Here is an 18,970-nt window from a genome sequence, read left to right on the forward strand (position 1 = left end):
ACATTTTCCCGGCCGTGTCACGGCTCGGCCCCGGCTCGCCCGCGATGGCGTACAAAGTCGGCTGATAGCTCGTCATACTGGACGGAGCTGGGCTGGGGCCGGGCCGGGGGCGGGCCCGGGGCGAGCGGTGACGGGGGCGATCGCGCGAGATGGCGGAGAGCAGGCTGATCCAGGGCCGGTACCGGCTCCTCGATCCGATCGGGCGCGGCGGCATGGGCGAGGTGTGGCGGGCACGGGACGAATCGCTGGGCCGCCAGGTGGCCGTCAAGTGCCTCAAGCCGCTCGGCCCCCACCACGACCCGTCCTTCGCCCGCGTCCTGCGCGAACGGTTCCGGCGCGAGGCCCGGGTCGCCGCGGCCCTCCAGCACCGCGGAGTGACCGTCGTCCACGACTTCGGCGAGTCCGACGGCGTGCTGTACCTGGTGATGGAGCTGCTGGAGGGACACAACCTCGGCCAGCTGCTGGAGGACAACCGGCATCAGCCGCTCCCGGTCGCCGAAGTCGTCGACATCGCCGACCAGGTGACCGCCGCGCTCGAGTACACCCACCGGCAGAACATCGTGCACCGTGACCTGAAGCCGGCGAACATCATGCGGCTGACCGACGGCACCGTGAAGATCTGCGACTTCGGCATCGCCCGCCTCGGTCACGACATCGGATTCACCTCGCGGCTCACCGGCACGGGCGTCGCGATGGGCACCCCGCACTACATGTCGCCGGAACAGATCGGCGGTTCGGAGGTCGACCGGCGCAGCGACCTCTACTCCTTCGGGTGCGTGCTCTACGAGATCGCCACCGGAGCCCCGCCGTTCGACCACGGTGACGCCTGGGCCATCCTCGTCGGCCACCGCGACACCGTGCCCGAGCCGCCCCGCAGCCACCGGGCCGACCTGCCCGAGTACCTCGAACGGATCATCCTCGACCTGCTCGCCAAACGGCCCGAGCAGCGCCCGCAGGACGCCGGTGAGCTCGCCCGCCGCATCACCGCCGGGCGCACCGCGCCGGTGTACGTGCCGACCGTGGTCGCCCGGCCCCTGCCGGACCCGGACGGCGAACGGCGGGCCACGGCGCCGCGGTTCCCGCCCCGGCCCGGGCAGCCGCCCTCCGGCTCGCCCCGGCTGCCGTCCTGGACCCAGGGCATGACCACCGGCCACAAGGCCACCGGAGCGGTCCCGCGCCGTACCCCGCCCGACGCCTCCGCCGGTCTCACCGGCGAGTGGACCGCCCGCCCCTCCGCCGCCGTCCCGGTCCCTCCCGGCCGGGGCGGACGCCCCGCCCCCGCGGCGGAGTCGATCACCGCTCTGGCGGGGCGGCACAACGCCGGACTGAGCCTCGCCCGCCTCGGCCGGTGGGCCGAGGCGGGCGAGGTGCACCGCTCGGTCGCCGCCGAGCGGGAGCGGCTGCTCGGCCCCGACCACCCGGACACGCTCGCCAGCCGGTACGAGGTCGGCTTCACCCTCAGCCGCACCGGGCATCCCGGCGAAGCGCTCGGCGAGTACGCGCGCGTCGCCCAGGCCAGGGAGCGGGTGCTCGGGATCGACCACCCCGACACCCTGGCCGCACGGCAGGAAATGGCCTATGTACTGGGCCAGTTGGGGCGTCACATCGAGGCGCACCAGGCCTATGTGTCGGTGCTCGCCGCCCGGGAACGCGCGATGGGCCCCGACCATCCGGACACCCTGCGCTGCCGGCACAACCTCGCCTTCAACCTCAGCAGGCTCGGGCGGCTGGAGGAGTCGTACCGCATGGCGGCCGAAGTCGCCGCCGCCCGCGCCCGGGTGCTCGGCCCGGCCCATCCCGACACGCTCGTCACCCGCTACGAAGTCGCCTACGCGCTCGGCCAGTTGGGGCGATGGCCGGAGGCGCTGCACACCTACCAGGAGGTGGCCGCGGCCCGTGCGCGGGCGCTCGGCCGGGACCATCCGGACACGCTCGCCGCACGCTACGAGGTGGGCATCAGCCTCGGCAGACTCGGCCGCAGCGCACAGGCGCTGGAGCTGTACCGCTCGCTCGTCGCCGACCGGACCCGCGCGCAGGGCGCCACCCATCCCGAGACCCTGCGCGCCCGGCACGGGCTCGGCGTGAACCTCGGCCGCCTCGGCCGCTGGGAGGAGGCCCTCGCCGAGTCCCGTGACGTGTGCGCCATCCGCGAGCGCGCCCTCGGCGCCGACCACCCCGACACCCTCGTCAGCCGCCGCGAGGTCGCCGTCGGACTCGGCTGGCTCGGACGCTGGGCCGACGCCCTCACCGAGTACCGGCGCGTCGCGGCCGCCCGCGAGCGGGTGCTCGGCGCCGACCACCCCGACACCCTCGCCGGCCGCAACGACGAGGCCCACTGCCTGGAGCAACTGGGGCACGGGCAGGAGGCGGCGGAGCTGTACCGCAGGGTGGCCGCCGTGCGGCAGCGGCGGGCGGCCCAGGGACGCTGACCGCCGGGAAGGCCGCCTCCACCGGAGCGGACGCAGGCCCGGGAACGGCCCCGGAGAACAGCCGGAAAAAATCTCGGCCCGTAATGTCGAGAAGCCGTGGTCCGCTCCGTCCCAGAGGTGAACGCGCCCACAATGGGTCGCACCAGTACCGAGGAGAGTCACCATGGCCAAGTACCTGCTGCTGAAGCACTACCGCGGCGCGCCGGACCCGGTGAACAACGTGCCGATGGACCGGTGGACGCCGGAGGAGATCTCCGCGCACGTCCAGTACATGAACGACTTCGCGGCCCGGCTGGAGAAGACCGGGGAGTTCGTCGACGGCCAGGCGCTCGCCCCCGAGGGACAGTGGGTCCGCTACGACGGCGAGGGGCGTCCGCCGGTCACCGACGGACCGTTCGCCGAGACCAAGGACCTCATCGCCGGCTGGATGATCATCGACGTCGACAGCCACGACCGCGCCGTCGAACTGGCCGGGGAACTGTCGGCCGCCCCCGGCGCGGGCGGGAAGCCGATCCACGAGTGGCTGGAGGTCCGCCCCTTCCTGGCCGCGCCGCCCACCGTCACGGAGTGCCTCGGCCATGGATGAGGCCCTCCTCAGGAGCCTCACGCCCGGCGTGCTCACCGTCCTCGTCCGCCGCGGAGCCGACTTCGCGGCGGCCGAGGACGCCGTGCAGGAGGCTCTCGTCGAGGCGGTCCGCGTCTGGCCGGACGAGATGCCGCGGGACCCGAAGGGCTGGCTGGTCACCGTGGCCTGGCGCAAGTTCCTCGACGCGACCCGCGCGGACGCCGCCCGCCGCCGGCGCGAGGACCTCGTCGACGAGGAGCCGGCGGCGGGACCCGCGAGCGGGGTCGACGACACGCTCCAGCTCTACTTCCTGTGCGCCCACCCCTCCCTGACCCCGTCCTCCGCGGTCGCGCTCACCCTGCGCGCCGTCGGCGGGCTCACCACCCGCCAGATCGCCCGGGCCTACCTGGTCCCCGAGGCGACCATGGCGCAGCGCATCAGCCGGGCCAAGCGCACCGTCTCCGGCGTGCGCTTCGACCAGCACGGCGACGTCGCCACCGTGCTCCGCGTCCTCTACCTGGTCTTCAACGAGGGCTACTCCGGTGATGTCGACCTCGTCGCCGAGGCCATCCGCCTCACCCGGCAGCTCGCCGACCGGGTCGACCACCCCGAGGTGGCGGGGCTGCTCGCCCTGATGCTCCTCCACCACGCCCGGCGCGACGCCCGGACCGCGCCCGACGGGAGCCTGGTGCCGCTGGCCGAGCAGGACCGCGGCCGGTGGGACACCCGGGCGATCGCCGAGGGCGTCGCGATCCTGCAGGCGGCCCTCGCCCGCGACCGGCTGGGCGAGTTCCAGGCCCAGGCCGCCATCGCGGCACTGCACGCCGACGCGCGCACCGCCGGGGAGACCGACTGGGTGCAGATCGTCGAGTGGTACGACGAGCTCGCGCGGCTCACCGACAGCCCCGTCGTCCGGCTCAACCGCGCGGTGGCCGTCGGCGAGGCCGACGGCCCGCGCGCGGGCCTGGCGGCGCTCGCGGCACTGGACGACTCGCTGCCCCGCCACACGGCGGTGGCCGCCTACCTCCACGAGCGCGACGGCGACCCGGCGACGGCGGCACGGCTGTACGCGGAGGCGGCGCGCAAGGCGTCCGACCTGGCCGAACGCGACCATCTGATCCGCCAGGCCGCCCGGCTCAACACCCGCCCGGGACGCTGAGGGACGGAGCCCGGCCCCTCCCGGGAGCGCCGGGGCGAAGGGGCCGTCCCGCAGGAGCGGACGGCCGCGGTCCGAGGTGCCCGTACCCACCCGTACGGAGCGCCGCCGCCTGCTACGCACCCCTGGCCGACGTAGATCACCACGTGCTACGAAGAGGCATGCCTGTACACGAGGGATATGACGCCGTGATCGTCGGCGGAGGCCACAACGGACTGGTCGCCGCCGCCTATCTGGCGCGGGCCGGCCGGTCCGTGCTGGTGCTGGAGCGCCTCGGGAACACCGGCGGCGCCGCCGTCTCCACCCGGCCGTTCGCCGGGGTCGACGCGCGGCTGTCGCGCTACTCGTACCTGGTCAGCCTGCTGCCCCGGAAGATCGTGCGGGACCTCGGCCTCGACTTCCGGGTCCGGGGCCGGACGGTCTCCTCGTACACGCCCGTCGAGCGCGACGGACGGCCCACCGGACTGCTCGTCGGCGGCGGCGAGCGGCGCACCCGCGAGGCCTTCGCCCGGCTGACGGGATCGGAGCGCGAGTACGAGGCCTGGCAGCGCTTCTACGGGATGACCGGCCGTGTCGCCCAGCGGGTGTTCCCGACGCTCACCGAACCGCTGCCCACCCGCGAGGAGCTGAGGGCGCGGGTCGACGACGAGGACGCCTGGCGGATCCTCTTCGAGGAACCGGTCGGCAGGGCCGTCGAGGAGTACTTCGCCGACGACCTCGTGCGCGGTGTCGTCCTCACCGACGCGCTCATCGGCACCTTCGCCGACGCCCACGACCCCTCGCTGCGCCAGAACCGCTGCTTCCTCTACCACGTGATCGGCGGCGGCACCGGAGCCTGGGACGTGCCCGTCGGCGGCATGGGCGCCCTCACCGACGCGATCACCGGCGCGGCGCGCGCGGCAGGCGCCGTGATCGAGACCGGACACGAGGTGCTGCGGATCGACACGGACGGCGAGTCCGCCGAGGTCACCTACCGGACCGCCGACGGCGAGGGCGTCGTCGCGGCCCGCCACGTCCTGGTGAACGCCTCCCCGCAGGAGCTCGCCCGCCTCACCGGAGACGAGCCGCCGGCCCCGGCGGAGGGCGCCCAGCTCAAGGTGAACATGCTGCTCGAGCGGCTGCCGAGGCTCCGCGACACCTCCGTCGACCCGCGTGAGGCGTTCTCGGGGACCTTCCACATCGCGGAGGGGTACGAACAGCTGGCCACCGCGCACGCGCAGGCCGAGGCCGGTGAGCTGCCCGCCGCGCCGCCCTCCGAGATCTACTGCCACTCGCTCACCGATCCCAGCATCCTCGGCCCGGACCTGGCCGAGCGGGGGTACCAGACCCTCACGCTCTTCGGCCTCCACACGCCCGCGCGGCTCTTCGAGCGGGACAACGACGCCGTGCGCGAGGAACTGCTGAAGTCCACGCTGGCCCAGCTGGACGCCCACCTCGCCGAGCCGCTCGCCGACTGTCTGGCCACCGACGCGGACGGGCGGCCCTGCATCGAGGCGAAGACCCCGCTCGACCTGGAGCGGGACCTCCGCCTGCCGGGCGGCAACATCTTCCACCGCGACCTCGCCTTCCCCTACGCCCAGGAGGGCACCGGCCGCTGGGGCGTGGAGACCCGGCACGCCAACGTGATGCTGTGCGGGGCGGGCGCGGTGCGCGGCGGCGGGGTCAGCGGGGTACCGGGGCACAACGCGGCGAAGGCGGTGCTGGAGTCCCTGGGCGGCGCGGGCTAGAAACCGGACGCGCTGGCCTCGGGACTTCGGCCGCTTCGCCGTCGATACCGAGGGCGCCCCGGCCCGGGAACCGGACGCGCCGGCCCCCGGGCTCCGGCCGCCCCGCACCGACCCCGAAAGCGCCCTGGCCTCACCGCCGGCCCCGGGAGGGAACCCGGTCCGGCGGCCGGTCTCCCAGGGGTCCGGCCCCGCCGCCGGTCCGGGCAGGACAGCCGGCCCCGCCGTCAGTCCTCGGACGGCACCCAGCCCGCCGCCGCGATCCGCTCCGCGTCGGCGGGCCGCCGCTCGTCGAAGAGGACGCGGTCGCCGGCCTCGACCCGCAGTGCGTCGACGTAGACGCCACGGCCCACGTACAGCCGGTCGGTCGTGTACCTCCAGCGCAGCGTCAGGGCCGCCGCGCCCGGCAGATCCGCGCCGAGCCGGTGCCACACGCGCCCCGACCATCCGGTGGCCGTCCCCGCCGGATGGTCCTCGGGGTCCTCCGGCGTCCGTCCGGTCGTGAAGGGGACGGGCCGCCAGGTGGCGCCGCCGTCGGCGGAGGACTCCAGGAACAGGACGTCCGACCCGGGTTCGGTGTCCCACCACAGCGCGCAGCGAAGACGTGCCGGGCCGGCGGTCGTGTCGAGCGCGGGCAGCGTCAGGGTCGCGGTCGTCGCGCTCGCCGCCCCGGCGAACCAGGACGTACGGCCGCGCGCCGGACGCACCGCGACGGCCCGCGCCAGATTGTTCCCGGCGGCGACCCGGGGAGCGGATCCGGACCGCCAGTTGCGCACGGGATGGACGGAGTTGCCGAGGACGATCAGGAAGGAGTCGGTCGTCGGGTCGAGTACGAGCGAGGTACCGGTGAAACCGGTGTGCCCGGCGGTGCGCGGTGTCGCCATCGCGCCCATGTACCAGTGCTGGTAGAGCTCGAAGCCCAGGCCGTGCTCGTCGCCCGGGAAGGCGGTGTTGAAGTCGGTGAACATCAGGTCCACCGACTCCGGCCGCAGGATGCGCGCCTTGCCGTAGGCACCGCCGTTCAGCAGGGTGCGCCCGAGGACCGCGAGGTCCCAGGCGGTGGAGAAGACCCCGGCGTGACCGGCGACTCCGCCCAGGGAGTACGCGTTCTCGTCGTGGACCTCGCCCCACACGAGCCCCCGGTCCAGTCCCGACCAGGGCGCCCGCGCGTCCTCGGTGGCGGCGATCCGCGGCTTCCAGGATGCGGGCGGGTTGTAGCGGGTGCCGTCCATGCCGAGGGGGCCGGTGATCTCCTCGCGCAGCAGGGTGTCGAGACTCCGTCCGGTGATCCTCTCCAGGACCAGCTGGAGCGAGATCAGGTTCAGGTCGGAGTACAGATAGGCGGTCCCGGGCGCGGCGATGAGCTTCTCGTCCCAGAGGAGCTGGAGCTTGCCCTCGCGGGTCGGCGCCTTGTACAGCGGGATCCAGGAGCGGAACCCGGAGGTGTGGGTGAGCAGTTGACGGATGGTCACCTCTTGCTTGCCGCCGCCCGCGAACTCCGGGAGGTACGAGGCGACGGCGGCCTCCAGTTCCAGGGGGCCGCGTTCCAGCTGCTGCACCGCGAGGATCGAGGTGAACAGCTTGGACACGGAGGCGAGGTCGTAGACCGTGTCGTCCGCCGCCGGGATCTGCCGGTCGGCGGGGAACTCGACCCCGGTGTCCGTCTTCTCGTCGTACGCCGCGTAGCGCACGGCCATGCCGATCGGCTGGTGCAGGGCCACGGTGCCGCCGCGCCCGGCGAGCAGGACGGCACCGGCGTACCAGGGGTGCCGGGGGGAGGGGCCGAGGAACGCCTCGGCGTCCACGACGAGTTGACGCAGGTGACCGGCGAGCAGCCCGGCCTCCCGGGGCGTGCCGTGCCGCAGGGTCCGCTGGCCGTGTCCCGCCGAGGCCGCCGCCGGGCCCGCGGGGAAGGAGGCGAGGGCCACCGCCCCGCCCAGCGCCATGACGCCCCTGCCCAGCCGGCGACGGGTCAGCCCGCCGCCCGCTCCGTCCCGTGTGCCTCTCGCCGGGTCCCGCACGCCTTCGGTCATCGGGAAGCCTCTCGCTCGCGTCGGCTGAAAGTATCTTTCCGGGTCTGCCGTGCCGAGTGAAACTTTCCGGTCAGGGGTGGGCGTGTCAACCCCGCCGGACCCCGCCGGACCCCTCCGGCGGTATCTGACGGAGTATCAGAAAAGGTCTTCCCTCGTCCGGACGTCTGCGGCATCCTGCGCCCATGCAGACGGAGCTGAGCAAGGAACTGGGAGTCGAGCACGCCGTCTTCGGCTTCACGCCGTTTCCCGCCGTCGCCGCGGCCATCTCTCGCGCGGGCGGATTCGGTGTGCTCGGCGCGGTCCGCTACACCGCCCCGGCGGACCTGGAGCGCGACCTCGACTGGATCGAGGCGAACGTCGACGGCAGGCCCTACGGCCTGGACGTCGTCATGCCCGCCAAGAAGGTCGAGGGCGTCAGCGAGGCCGACGTCGAGGCGATGATCCCCGAGGGGCACCGCCGGTTCGTCAGGGACACCCTCGCCAAGTACGGCGTCCCCGAACTCGCCGAGGGCGAGGCCTCCGGCTGGCGCATCACCGGCTGGATGGAACAGGTCGCCCGCGGCCAGCTCGACGTCGCCTTCGACTACCCGATCAGACTCCTGGCCAACGCGCTGGGTTCACCGCCCGCCGACGTCGTGCGACGCGCCCACGAGAAGGGGGTGCTCGTCGCGGCCCTCGCGGGCAGCGCCCGGCACGCGCGCAAGCACGCCGAGGCCGGCATCGACGTCGTCGTCGCCCAGGGCTACGAGGCGGGCGGACACACGGGGGAGATCGCCTCGATGGTGCTCACGCCCGAAGTCGTCGACGCCGTGGGCCCGTTGCCGGTCCTGGCGGCGGGCGGCATCGGCAGCGGAGAGCAGGTGGCCGCCGCGCTGAGTCTCGGCGCCCAGGGGGTGTGGCTCGGCTCGGTCTGGCTGACCGTGACGGAGGCCGACATGCATGCGCCCGCCGTCACCCGCAAACTCCTCGCGGCCGGCTCCGGCGACACCGTCCGCTCGCGCGCCCTGACCGGCAAGCCCGCCCGCCAGCTGCGCACCGAGTGGACCGAGGCCTGGGACGACCCGGACGGCCCCGGCGCACTCCCCATGCCGCTCCAGGGACTCCTCGTCGCCGACGCCGTCTCCCGCATCCAGAAGTACGAGGTGGAGCCGCTGCTCGGCACCCCGGTCGGGCAGATCGTCGGCCGGATGAACAGCGAACGCTCCGTGCAGGAGGTCTTCGACGACCTGACCCGGGGCTTCGAACGCGCCGTCGACCGCATCAACCGCATCGCGGGCAGGGGAGAGCAGGCATGACCACAGCACCCAACGGTTTCTGGGCCCAGGCCGCCGCCGACCCGGAGCGGGTCGTCCTCGTCACCCCGGACGGCGAGGAGTGGACGGCGGGACGGCTGCACACGGCGGCCAACCGGCTCGTCCACGGACTGCGTTCCGCCGGCCTCGAACGCGGCGACTCCTTCGCCGTCGTGCTGCCCAACGGGGTCGAGTTCCTCGTCGCCTACCTCGCCGCCTCGCAGGCCGGCCTCTATCTCGTCCCCGTCAACCACCACCTCGTCGGACCCGAGATCGCCTGGATCGTCTCCGACTCGGGGGCCAAGGTCCTCATCGCCCACGAGCGGTTCGCCGACGCCGCCCGCCACGCCGCCGACGAGGCGAAGCTCCCTCCGGCGCAGCGGTACGCCGTCGGCGGGATCGAGGGCTTCAGGCCGTACGCCGAACTCCTGGACGGACAGCCCGGATCCGCGCCCGCCGACCGCACCCTCGGCTGGGTCATGAACTACACCTCGGGCACCACGGGCCGCCCGCGCGGCATCAGGCGTCCGCTGCCCGGCAAGCTGCCCGAGGAGTCGTACCTCGGCGGCTTCCTCGCCATCTTCGGCATCAGGCCGTTCGACGACAACGTGCACCTCGTCTGCTCGCCGCTGTACCACACCGCGGTCCTCCAGTTCGCGGGCGCCTCCCTGCACATCGGCCACCGGCTGGTCCTGATGGACAAGTGGACGCCCGAGGAGATGCTGCGCGTCATCGACGCGCACCGGTGCACCCACACCCACATGGTGCCGACCCAGTTCCACCGGCTGCTGGCCCTGCCCGACGAGGTGAAGTCCCGCTACGACGTCACCTCCATGCGGCACGCCATCCACGGCGCCGCCCCCTGCCCCGACCACGTGAAGCGGGCCATGATCGCGTGGTGGGGCGAGTGCGTCGAGGAGTACTACGCGGCCAGCGAGGGGGGCGGCGCGTTCGCGACCGCCGAGGACTGGCTGAAGAAGCCCGGCACCGTCGGCAAGGCCTGGCCCATCAGCGAACTGGCCGTCTTCGACGACGACGGCGACCGGCTGCCGCCCGGTGAACTCGGCACCGTCTACATGAAGATGAGCACCGGCGGATTCTCGTACCACAAGGACGAGGGCAAGACCCGGAAGAACCGGATCGGCGACTTCTTCACCGTCGGGGACCTCGGCCTGCTCGACGAGGACGGCTACCTCTTCCTCCGCGACCGCAAGATCGACATGATCATCTCGGGCGGGGTCAACATCTACCCCGCCGAGATCGAGGCGGCGCTGCTCTCCCACCCCGCCGTCGCCGACGCGGCCGCCTTCGGCATCCCGCACGACGACTGGGGCGAGGAGGTCAAGGCCGTGGTCGAGGCCGCGCCGGGCCACGAGGCCGGACCCGCGCTCGCCGCCGACATCCTCGCCCACTGCGAGCGGCGGCTCGCCGGGTACAAGCGGCCCAAGAGCGTCGACTTCATCGCCGCCATGCCCCGCGACCCCAACGGAAAGCTGTACAAGCGGCGGCTGCGCGATCCCTACTGGGAGGGCCGCTCCCGGACGATGTGACCCGCCCGCCACGTCACGGCGGCACACCGCGCTCACTTGACCTCGCCGTTGCGCGGATCGAGGATCACGTGCATGAAGCCTGGACACGGCAGTACGGTCGACGGGGTGCTGCGCCGCAGCGCCCGGCGCACACCGGCGCGGCGCGCCGTCGACTACCGAGAGCGCTCCTGGACCTACGCGGAACTGGACGAGGCCGTCTCGCGCGCGGCGACCGTCCTCCTCGGCGAGGGGCTGTCTCCCGGGGACCGCGTGGGCGCCTACGGCCACAACTCGGACGCCTATCTGATCGGCTTCCTCGCCTGCGCCCGCGCCGGTCTCGTCCACGTGCCGGTGAACCAGAACCTGACCGGCGACGACCTCGCCTACATCGTCGGCCAGTCGGGAAGCGCCCTGGTCCTGACCGACCCCGATCTGGCCGGCCGGCTCCCGGAGGGCACCCGGACCCTGCCGCTGCGCGACGCGGAGGACTCGCTCCTGCTGCGGCTGGAGGCGGCACACCCGTACGACGGTGAGGAGCCGCGCGGCGACACGCTCGTGCAGCTGCTCTACACCTCGGGCACCACGGCGCTGCCCAAGGGCGCGATGATGACGCACCGCGCCCTGGTGCACGAGTACCTCAGCGCGATCACCGCCCTCGACCTGAGCGCCGGGGACCTGCCGGTGCACTCGCTGCCGCTCTACCACTCGGCGCAGATGCACGTGTTCCTGCTGCCCTACCTCGCCGTCGGCGCCTCGAACACCATCCTCGACGCGCCGGACGGGGACCGGATCTTCGACCTGATCGAGGCGGGCCGCGCGGACAGCCTGTTCGCCCCGCCCACCGTGTGGATCGGCCTGTCCAACCGCCCCGACTTCGCCGAACGCGACCTGAGCGGTCTGCGCAAGGCGTACTACGGCGCGTCGATCATGCCGGTCCCCGTCCTGGAGAGGCTGCGCGAACGGCTGCCGAAGCTGGCCTTCTACAACTGCTTCGGCCAGAGCGAGATCGGTCCCCTCGCCACGGTCCTCGGACCGGACGAGCACAAGGGCCGGATGGACTCGTGCGGAACTCCGGTGCTGTTCGTGGACGCGCGGGTCGTCGACGAGGACGGCAAGGACGTGCCGGACGGCACACCGGGCGAAGTGGTCTACCGCTCACCGCAGTTGTGCGAGGGCTACTGGGACAAGCCGGAGGAGACGGCCGAGGCGTTCCGTGACGGCTGGTTCCACTCGGGAGACCTCGCCGTGCGCGACGCCCACGGCTACTTCACCGTGGTGGACCGGGTGAAGGACGTCATCAACTCCGGTGGTGTCCTGGTCGCCTCACGGCAGGTCGAGGACGCGCTGTACACGCACGAGTCGGTCGCCGAGGTGGCCGTCGTCGGACTCCCCGACGAGCGCTGGATCGAGGCCGTCACCGCGGTCGTCGTACCCCGGGGCGAGGTCACCGAGGACGAACTGATCGCCCACGCGCGTGAGAAGCTCGCCCACTTCAAGGCGCCCAAGCGGGTCCTGTTCGTGGACGAACTGCCCCGCAACGCCAGTGGGAAGATCCTCAAGCGCGAACTGCGGGACCGGTTCGGCCCGGTGTAGCGGACAGGGCCGCGGGGGTGTCAGGTACCCCGCGGCCCTGCCCGCGTCCGGTCAGGCGCGCGGGCGCAGGTCCACGATCCGCTTCAGCTTGCCCACCGAACGTTCCAGGGACTCGGGCTCGACGATCTCCACCGTGACCGAGACACCGATCCCGTCCTTGATACCCGCCGTGATCGCCCGCGCCGCCGCCTCGCGCGCCTCGGGCGTGGCACCGGACCGGGCCTCCGCCCGGACGGTGAGCGCGTCCAGACGGCCCTCGCGGGTCAGCCGGAGCTGGAAGTGCGGCGCGACCCCCGGCGTCCGCAGCACGATCTCCTCGATCTGCGTCGGGAAGAGGTTCACCCCGCGCAGGATCACCATGTCGTCGCTGCGCCCGGTGATCTTCTCCATCCGGCGGAAGGACCGCGCCGTACCGGGCAACAGCCGGGTCAGGTCCCGGGTCCGGTAACGGATCACGGGCATGGCCTCCTTGGTGAGCGAGGTGAAGACCAGCTCGCCCTCCTCGCCGTCCGGCAGCACCTCGCCCGTGAAGGGGTCGACGACCTCCGGGTAGAAGTGGTCCTCCCAGATGTGCAGACCGTCCTTGGTCTCCACGCACTCCTGGGCGACACCGGGACCGATGACCTCCGAGAGCCCGTATATGTCGACCGCGTCGATCGCGAACCGCTCCTCGATCTCGCGGCGCATCTCCTCGGTCCACGGCTCGGCCCCGAACACGCCGACCCGCAGCGAGGTGCCCCGCGGGTCCACGCCCTGGCGCTCGAACTCGTCGAGCAGGGTCAGCATGTACGACGGGGTCACCATGATGATCTCGGGCTTCAGGTCCTGGATCAGCTGGACCTGACGCGCCGTCATGCCGCCGGACGCGGGGATCACCGTGCAGCCGAGCCGTTCCGCGCCGTAGTGGGCGCCGAGGCCGCCCGTGAACAGCCCGTAACCGTAGGCGATGTGGACCTTGTCGCCGGGCCGGCCGCCCGCCGCGCGGATCGAACGGGCCACCATGTCGGCCCACATGGACAGATCGTTCTCCGTGTAGCCGACGACCGTGGGCCGCCCGGTCGTCCCGCTCGACGCGTGGATGCGCCGGATCCGGTCCTGGGGCACGGCGAACATCCCGTACGGGTAGTTCTCGCGCAGGTCCGCCTTCACCGTGAAGGGGAACCGGGCCAGGTCGGCGAGCGAGCGGCAGTCCTCGGGGCGCAGTCCGGCCTTGTCGAAGGACTCCCGGTAGAAGGGGACGTTCTCGTAGGCGTGCCGCAGCGAGGCGCGCAGCCGCTCCAGCTGGAGCGCCCGCAGTTCCTCCGGGTCCAGCCGCTCGCCCGCGTCGAGCAGGCCCTTCGAGTCCGCCGAGCCCGCCATCGCGCCCTCTCCCTCGCCAACCATGTCATACCGGACGACCGATCATTCGGTCGTACCTTTCCGGACAGTAATTCAGGTGTCGGCCGTCAGTGCAAGGGATCGGCGGAGCTTTTTGCGGGAGCCGGGCCGACCGCCCTGGTCAGCGCACCAGGGCGGGGCGCCCGGGGTCGAACTCCCACCCGGGCACGAGGTGACGCATGGCGACCGCGTCGTCACGGGCGCCGAGCGCTTCCTTCAGGTACAGCTCGTGCGCCGCCAGCAGCCGGTCCATGTCCAGCTCGACGCCCAGTCCGGGGGCGTCCGGCAGGGCGATCTCGCCGTCGACGATGCGCGGGGGCGTGACCGTGAGCCGCTCCAGGCCCTCCTGCCAGATCCAGTGGGTGTCGAGGGCGTTGTACGGGCCCGGTGCCGCGGCCCCGCAGTGGGTGACCATGGCGAGAGAGATGTCGAAGTGGTTGTTGGAGTGGCAGCCCCAGGTCAGGCCCATCGCGTTGCACAGCTGGGCCACGCGCACCGAGCCCCGCATGGTCCAGAAGTGCGGGTCGGCCAGCGGGATCGAGACCGACTGGAGCGCCAGGGCGTGGGTGAGCTGCCGCCAGTCCGTGGCGATCATGTTGGTCGCCACCGGCAGTCCCGTCGCCCGGCGGAACTCGGCCAGGACCTCCCGTCCCGAGTAGCCGTCCTCGGCGCCGCAGGGGTCCTCGGCGTAGGCCAGCGTGCCGACGAGGGGCCCGCACAGCTCGATCGCCTCGCGCAGCGACCAGGCGCCGTTGGGATCGAGGGTGACGCGCGCCCCGGGGAAGCGGTCCTTGAGCGCGCGCACGGCCCGCACCTCCTCGGCGCCCTCCAGGACCCCGCCCTTGAGCTTGAAGTCACGGAACCCGTACTGCGCGTGGGCGGCCTCGGCCTGCCGGACGATCGCGCCGGGCGTGAGCGCCTCCTCGTGCCGCAGCCGGTACCAGTCCACGTCCGAGCCGTGCTCGCGGACGTACGGCAGATCCGTGCGGTCCGGGTCGCCGACGAAGAAGAGGTAGCCCAGCACCCGCACCCGGTCACGCTGCTGTCCGTCCCCGAGGAGGGCGGCGACGGGCACGTCGAGGTGCTGGCCGAGCAGGTCGAGCAGGGCCGACTCGACGCCGGTGACGGCGTGGACGGTCGTGCGCAGGTCGAAGGTCTGGGCGCCGCGCCCGCCCGCGTCCCGGTCGCCGAAGCGGTCCCCGATCTCGCGCAGGACGCGCTGGAAGTCACCGACCCTCGCCCCGAGGACCAGGGGGCCGGCGTCGCGCAGCGTCCGGGTGATCTTCTCCCCGCCCGGCACCTCGCCGAGCCCGGTCCGCCCCTCGGAGTCCTTCAGGACCACGATGTTGCGGGTGAACCAGGGGCCGTGGGCGCCCGACAGGTTCAGCTCCATGCAGTCCCGTCCGGCGACGGGGTAGACCGAGAACTCGGTGATCGTCGGTTGCTGGCTCTTCATCACGATCCTTGTGTACGAGGGTGACCGGTGCCGGTGATCACAGGATGACGGCGGCGGGTCGGCGCGCGGCTCCGACGAGGGCCAGCCCGGTGTCGAGGATCCGCTCCAGGGCGGACAGGTCGGCCGGGCCGGGGTCGGTGAGCGGCGCGCGCACCGGGCCGACGGGAAGGCCCCGCAGCCGGGCGGCGGCCTTGACCAGGGACACGGCGTAGCCGGGCACCTTGTCGCGCAGTTCGACGAGCGGGACGTAGAAGTCGCGCAGCAACTTGTTCACGGTCGCCTCGTCGCCGGCGCGCAGGGCGGTGAAGAAGGCGCCGGCGATCTCGGGGGCGAAGGCGTGGACGGCCGACGAATAGGCGGGGACGCCGACGGTGGCGTACGCGCGGGCCTGGATCTCGGCGGTGGCGGCTCCGTTGAAGAAGAGGAAGCCGTCGGGTGCGGCGAGCGTGAGCCGCTGGAGCCGGTCGAGGTCGCCGTGTCCGTCCTTGAGCCCGATGACGCCCGGGACCGCCGCGACGGCCCGCAGCCCCTCGGGGGTGAAGGCGACCGGGCCGCGCTGGTAGGCGACGAGCGGCAGCCGGGTGCCGGCGGCGATCCGGCGCAGCTGTTCGACCAGGCCCGCCTCGGGGGCCTCGACGAGATAGTGGGGCAGCACGAGGAGGGCGTCCGCGCCGGCCTCCTCCGCGATGCGGGCGAACCGCAGCGCCTGGGCCCATCCGTAGCCGGTGCCCGCGACCACGGGCATGCGGCCGTCCGCGACCTCGACCGTCGCCGTGACGATCGCGCGGTACTCGTCCTCGTCCAGCGCGCTGAACTCGCCTGTCCCGCAGGCGGGGAACACGGCGCCCGGGGCCGTGTCGAGCCGGCCCGCCAGATAGGTCCGGTACGACTCCGGATCGAGGTCCCCGTCCTCCGTGAAGCTCGTGAGCGGGAAGGACAGGACCCCACTCGCCATGCCGTCCCGCAGCCGCTGGACCACGCCGTCCGGATCCGCGCTGAACCCTGCCATGAATCTCATCCCTGTATACAGACGTTGTCTACGTATGAGAACACAGGTTAGATTCGTGAACCCCGAGGGTCAATGGGAGGGCGTCGCGGATCCCCGGCCGCCGGCTACCGGTCCGCGGCCACCGCCACCTCCCGCGCCCACCGGTAGTCGGCCTTGCCGCTCGGCGACCGCTGGACGGAGTCCGTGATCACCAGCTGGCGCGGGACCTTGTACCCGGCCAGACGGGCCCGGCAGTGGGTCTGGATGTCGTCGAGGGAGGGCCGCGGCGCGCCCTCGCGGAGCTGGACGACGGCCGCCACGTGACTGCCCCACTTCGGGTCGGGCACTCCGGCGACCAGGGCGTCGTACACGTCCGGATGCGACTTGAGGGCCTGCTCGACCTCCTCGGGGTAGACCTTCTCGCCGCCGGTGTTGATGCACTGCGAGCCGCGGCCGAGGACGACGACGACGCCCTCCTCGTCGACCGTGGCCATGTCGCCGAGCAGCACCCAGCGTTCGTCGCCCTTGCGGAAGAACGTCTCGGCGGTCTTCTTCGGGTCGTTGTAGTACCCGAGGGGCACGTGGCCGCGCTGGGCGACCCGTCCCGGTTCGCCGACCGCGACCGGCTCGTGCGTCACCGGATCCACCACCCGCGTACGGGCGTTGACGCGGATGCGGAAGCCGCGCCCGGGACCGGAGTCGGCCGTCGCCGTGCCGTTGAAGCCGGACTCCGAGGAGCCGAAGTTGTTGAGGAGCATCACGTTCGGGACGAGCGCCTGGAACTGTTCGCGCACGGTGTCCGACATGATCGCGCCGGACGAGGAGACGCTGAACAGGGCGGAGCAGTCCGTGCCCTTCAAGGGGCCGTTCAGCGCGTCGATCAGGGGCCGCAGCATCGCGTCGCCGACCAGCGACACGCTGGTCACCTTCTCCCTCTCGATCGTCCGCAGGACCTCCTCGGGCGCGAACCTGCGGTGGAGCACGACGCGTTGGCCGAAGTTGAAGGCGATGAACGCGGTGAGCGTCGAGGTGCCGTGCATCAGCGGGGGAGTGGGGAAGAAGGTGATCCCGGCGCCGCCGGCCGCGACGCGCTCGGCGAGCTCCTCGGGCCTCGTCACCGGATCCCCGGTCGGCGCCCCGCCGCCGAGACCGGCGAAGAACAGGTCCTCCTGCCGCCACATCACGCCCTTGGGCATCCCCGTGGTGCCGCCGGTGTAGATGATGAACTGGTCGTCCGCCGAACGCGCGGGGAACCCGCGCAGGGGTGAGCCGGCGGCCTCGGCGTCGCCGAAGTCCACCGCGTCCGCCGTTCCCCCGGCGTCGCCCGCGCCCGCTCCGGACGGAGCGGCGCCCACCCGGACGAGATGCCGCAGCCGCGGGGCCCGCGGCCGGGCGGCCGCCACCCGGTCGCCGAACTCCGCGTCGAAGACCAGCGCCACCAGGTCGGCGTCCTGGTACAGATAGGCCAACTCGTCTTCCACGTAGCGGTAGTTGACGTTGACCGGAACGATCCGCGCCTTCAGGCAGGCCAGCACCGTCTGGAGGTACTCGACCCCGTTGTACAGATGGAGGCCGAGATGCTCGCCGGGGCGGATCCCGCTGTCGATCAGATGGTGCGCGACACGGTTCGCGGCCGCGTCCAACTGCGCGTACGTCAGGCGGCGTTCCGCTCCCGTGCCCGGGTGGTCGAGGTAGACGAGGGCCTCGCGGTCCGGGACCACGTCGACGACCGACTCGAACAGGTCGGCAAGGTTGTACTCCACCGCTCCTCCTGACCGTGCACGTCCGTGGCCGTGTTCCCCGGAGCGTGTCCGCCCCGGACCCGACGGTCATCAGAGCAAAGCTCGAATCAAGTGGGAAGGGTCCCCGCACAAGAAATCTGACTGACTGTCAGAAAACTCTTGTACTGGCTCGACGCCTCCTGCAACCTGTTCTCGCATCCGAGACGGGAGGACACCCATGGGTGGGACCGAACACCTCACCGTGCAGCGCGAAGGCGCCACACTGGTGCTCACGCTCAACAGGCCCGAGGCCAGGAACGCGCTCTCGCTGCCGATGCTGGTCGGCCTGTACGACGGCTGGGTCGAGGCCGACGAGGACGACGCGATCCGCTCGATCGTGCTCACCGGCGCCGGCGGTGCCTTCTGCGCCGGGATGGACCTCAAGGCGCTGGCGGGCAAGGGCATGGAGGGCGAGCAGTACCGGGACCGGCTCAAGGCCGACCCCGATCTGCACTGGAAGGCCATGCTGCGCCACCACCGCCCGCGCAAGCCGGTGATCGCGGCCGTCGAGGGGCACTGCGTCGCGGGCGGCACCGAGATCCTCCAGGGCACCGACATCCGGGTCGCGGGAGCCTCCGCCACCTTCGGACTCTTCGAGGTCAGGCGCGGACTCTTCCCGATCGGCGGCTCGACGGTCCGGCTGCAACGTCAGATCCCGCGCACCCACGCCCTCGAGATGCTCCTGACCGGACGCCCGTACACCGCCCGGGAAGCCGCGGACATCGGACTGATCGGCCATGTCGTGCCCGACGGCACGGCGCTGGAGAAGGCGCTCGCCGTCGCCGAGCAGATCAACGCCTGCGGTCCGCTCGCCGTCGAGGCCGTCAAGGCGTCCGTGTACGAGACCGCGGAACTCACCGAGACCGACGGCCTCGCCGCCGAACTGCGGCGCGGCTGGCCGGTCTTCGACACCGCCGACGCCAAGGAAGGCTCCCGCGCCTTCGCCGAGAAGCGCCCGCCCGTCTACCGGCGCGCCTGACCCGCAAGCCCCGTCCCGGACGCGTCCCGTCCGCCCCGCGGACACGGCGCGTCCGGCCGCCGGAAGGA

General features: G+C 72.7%; 13 protein-coding genes. 8 read left to right on the forward strand and 5 right to left on the reverse strand.

Going from position 1 to position 18,970, the window contains the following annotated elements:
* Positions 1-149: 149 nt before the first annotated feature.
* The 4 genes from ACICHK_RS35415 to ACICHK_RS35430 all read left to right on the forward strand — a co-directional run bounded on the left by ACICHK_RS35415 (position 150) and on the right by ACICHK_RS35430 (position 5,877).
* Entirely contained in the window at positions 150-2,429 is a 2,280-nt protein-coding gene (locus ACICHK_RS35415; protein ID WP_406840111.1) for a tetratricopeptide repeat protein, read from the forward strand.
* A 163-nt stretch (positions 2,430-2,592) separates the two neighbouring features.
* Positions 2,593-3,015: a YciI family protein gene (locus tag ACICHK_RS35420; protein ID WP_406840112.1), complete on the forward strand. Its 423-nt coding sequence runs from the start codon at positions 2,593-2,595 to the stop codon at positions 3,013-3,015.
* Positions 3,008-4,153, forward strand: a complete 1,146-nt coding sequence (locus ACICHK_RS35425; RefSeq protein ID WP_406840113.1) for an RNA polymerase sigma factor — start codon at positions 3,008-3,010, stop codon at positions 4,151-4,153. The genes ACICHK_RS35420 and ACICHK_RS35425 overlap by 8 nt, the downstream gene beginning before the upstream one ends.
* A gap of 158 nt (positions 4,154-4,311) precedes the next feature.
* Positions 4,312-5,877 carry a phytoene desaturase family protein gene (locus ACICHK_RS35430; protein WP_406840114.1) on the forward strand — a complete coding sequence of 522 codons (1,566 nt, stop codon included), beginning with the start codon at positions 4,312-4,314 and terminating at the stop codon, positions 5,875-5,877.
* Between the two features lie 224 nt (positions 5,878-6,101).
* Here the strand turns inward: ACICHK_RS35430 and ACICHK_RS35435 are convergent, their stop codons facing one another.
* Positions 6,102-7,907, reverse strand: coding sequence for a serine hydrolase (locus ACICHK_RS35435; protein WP_406840115.1), 1,806 nt, complete (start codon positions 7,905-7,907; stop codon positions 6,102-6,104).
* 182 nt (positions 7,908-8,089) lie between these two features.
* Here ACICHK_RS35435 and ACICHK_RS35440 point away from each other — a divergent pair, with 182 nt between their 5' ends.
* The 3 genes from ACICHK_RS35440 (at position 8,090) to ACICHK_RS35450 (ending at position 12,321) form a co-directional block, all read left to right on the forward strand.
* A complete protein-coding gene (locus ACICHK_RS35440) occupies positions 8,090-9,202 on the forward strand; it encodes an NAD(P)H-dependent flavin oxidoreductase (protein WP_406840116.1) in 1,113 nt (370 codons plus the stop codon).
* Positions 9,199-10,749, forward strand: coding sequence for an acyl-CoA synthetase (locus tag ACICHK_RS35445; protein ID WP_406840117.1), 1,551 nt, complete (start codon positions 9,199-9,201; stop codon positions 10,747-10,749). Before ACICHK_RS35440 ends, ACICHK_RS35445 begins: the two co-directional genes overlap by 4 nt.
* Before the next feature lie 72 nt (positions 10,750-10,821).
* Entirely contained in the window at positions 10,822-12,321 is a 1,500-nt protein-coding gene (locus ACICHK_RS35450) for an acyl-CoA synthetase (protein ID WP_406840118.1), read from the forward strand.
* 51 nt (positions 12,322-12,372) lie between these two features.
* On the opposite strand, the gene paaK is transcribed toward ACICHK_RS35450, so the two are convergent.
* The 4 genes from paaK to ACICHK_RS35470 all read right to left on the reverse strand — a co-directional run bounded on the left by paaK (position 12,373) and on the right by ACICHK_RS35470 (position 17,905).
* Positions 12,373-13,680: a phenylacetate--CoA ligase PaaK gene (paaK, locus tag ACICHK_RS35455; protein WP_406840119.1), complete on the reverse strand. Its 1,308-nt coding sequence runs from the start codon at positions 13,678-13,680 to the stop codon at positions 12,373-12,375.
* A gap of 139 nt (positions 13,681-13,819) precedes the next feature.
* Positions 13,820-15,154, reverse strand: coding sequence for an enolase C-terminal domain-like protein (locus ACICHK_RS35460; RefSeq protein WP_406840120.1), 1,335 nt, complete (start codon positions 15,152-15,154; stop codon positions 13,820-13,822).
* Positions 15,155-15,191: 37 nt separating this feature from the next.
* On the reverse strand, positions 15,192-16,163 hold the full coding sequence (locus ACICHK_RS35465; RefSeq protein WP_406840121.1) for a 5-dehydro-4-deoxyglucarate dehydratase: 972 nt from the start codon (positions 16,161-16,163) through the stop codon (positions 15,192-15,194).
* Between the two features lie 104 nt (positions 16,164-16,267).
* Complete coding sequence (locus ACICHK_RS35470) at positions 16,268-17,905, reverse strand: acyl-CoA synthetase (RefSeq protein ID WP_406840122.1); 1,638 nt, start codon at positions 17,903-17,905, stop codon at positions 16,268-16,270.
* Positions 17,906-18,101: 196 nt separating this feature from the next.
* Here ACICHK_RS35470 and ACICHK_RS35475 point away from each other — a divergent pair, with 196 nt between their 5' ends.
* Positions 18,102-18,902, forward strand: coding sequence for a crotonase/enoyl-CoA hydratase family protein (locus tag ACICHK_RS35475; RefSeq protein WP_406840123.1), 801 nt, complete (start codon positions 18,102-18,104; stop codon positions 18,900-18,902).
* The last annotated feature ends 68 nt before the right edge of the window (positions 18,903-18,970 follow it).

Origin of the sequence: Streptomyces sp. AHU1, assembly GCF_045343905.1 — a bacterium.
GTDB classification, from domain to species: Bacteria; Actinomycetota; Actinomycetes; order Streptomycetales; family Streptomycetaceae; genus Streptomyces; species Streptomyces triticiradicis.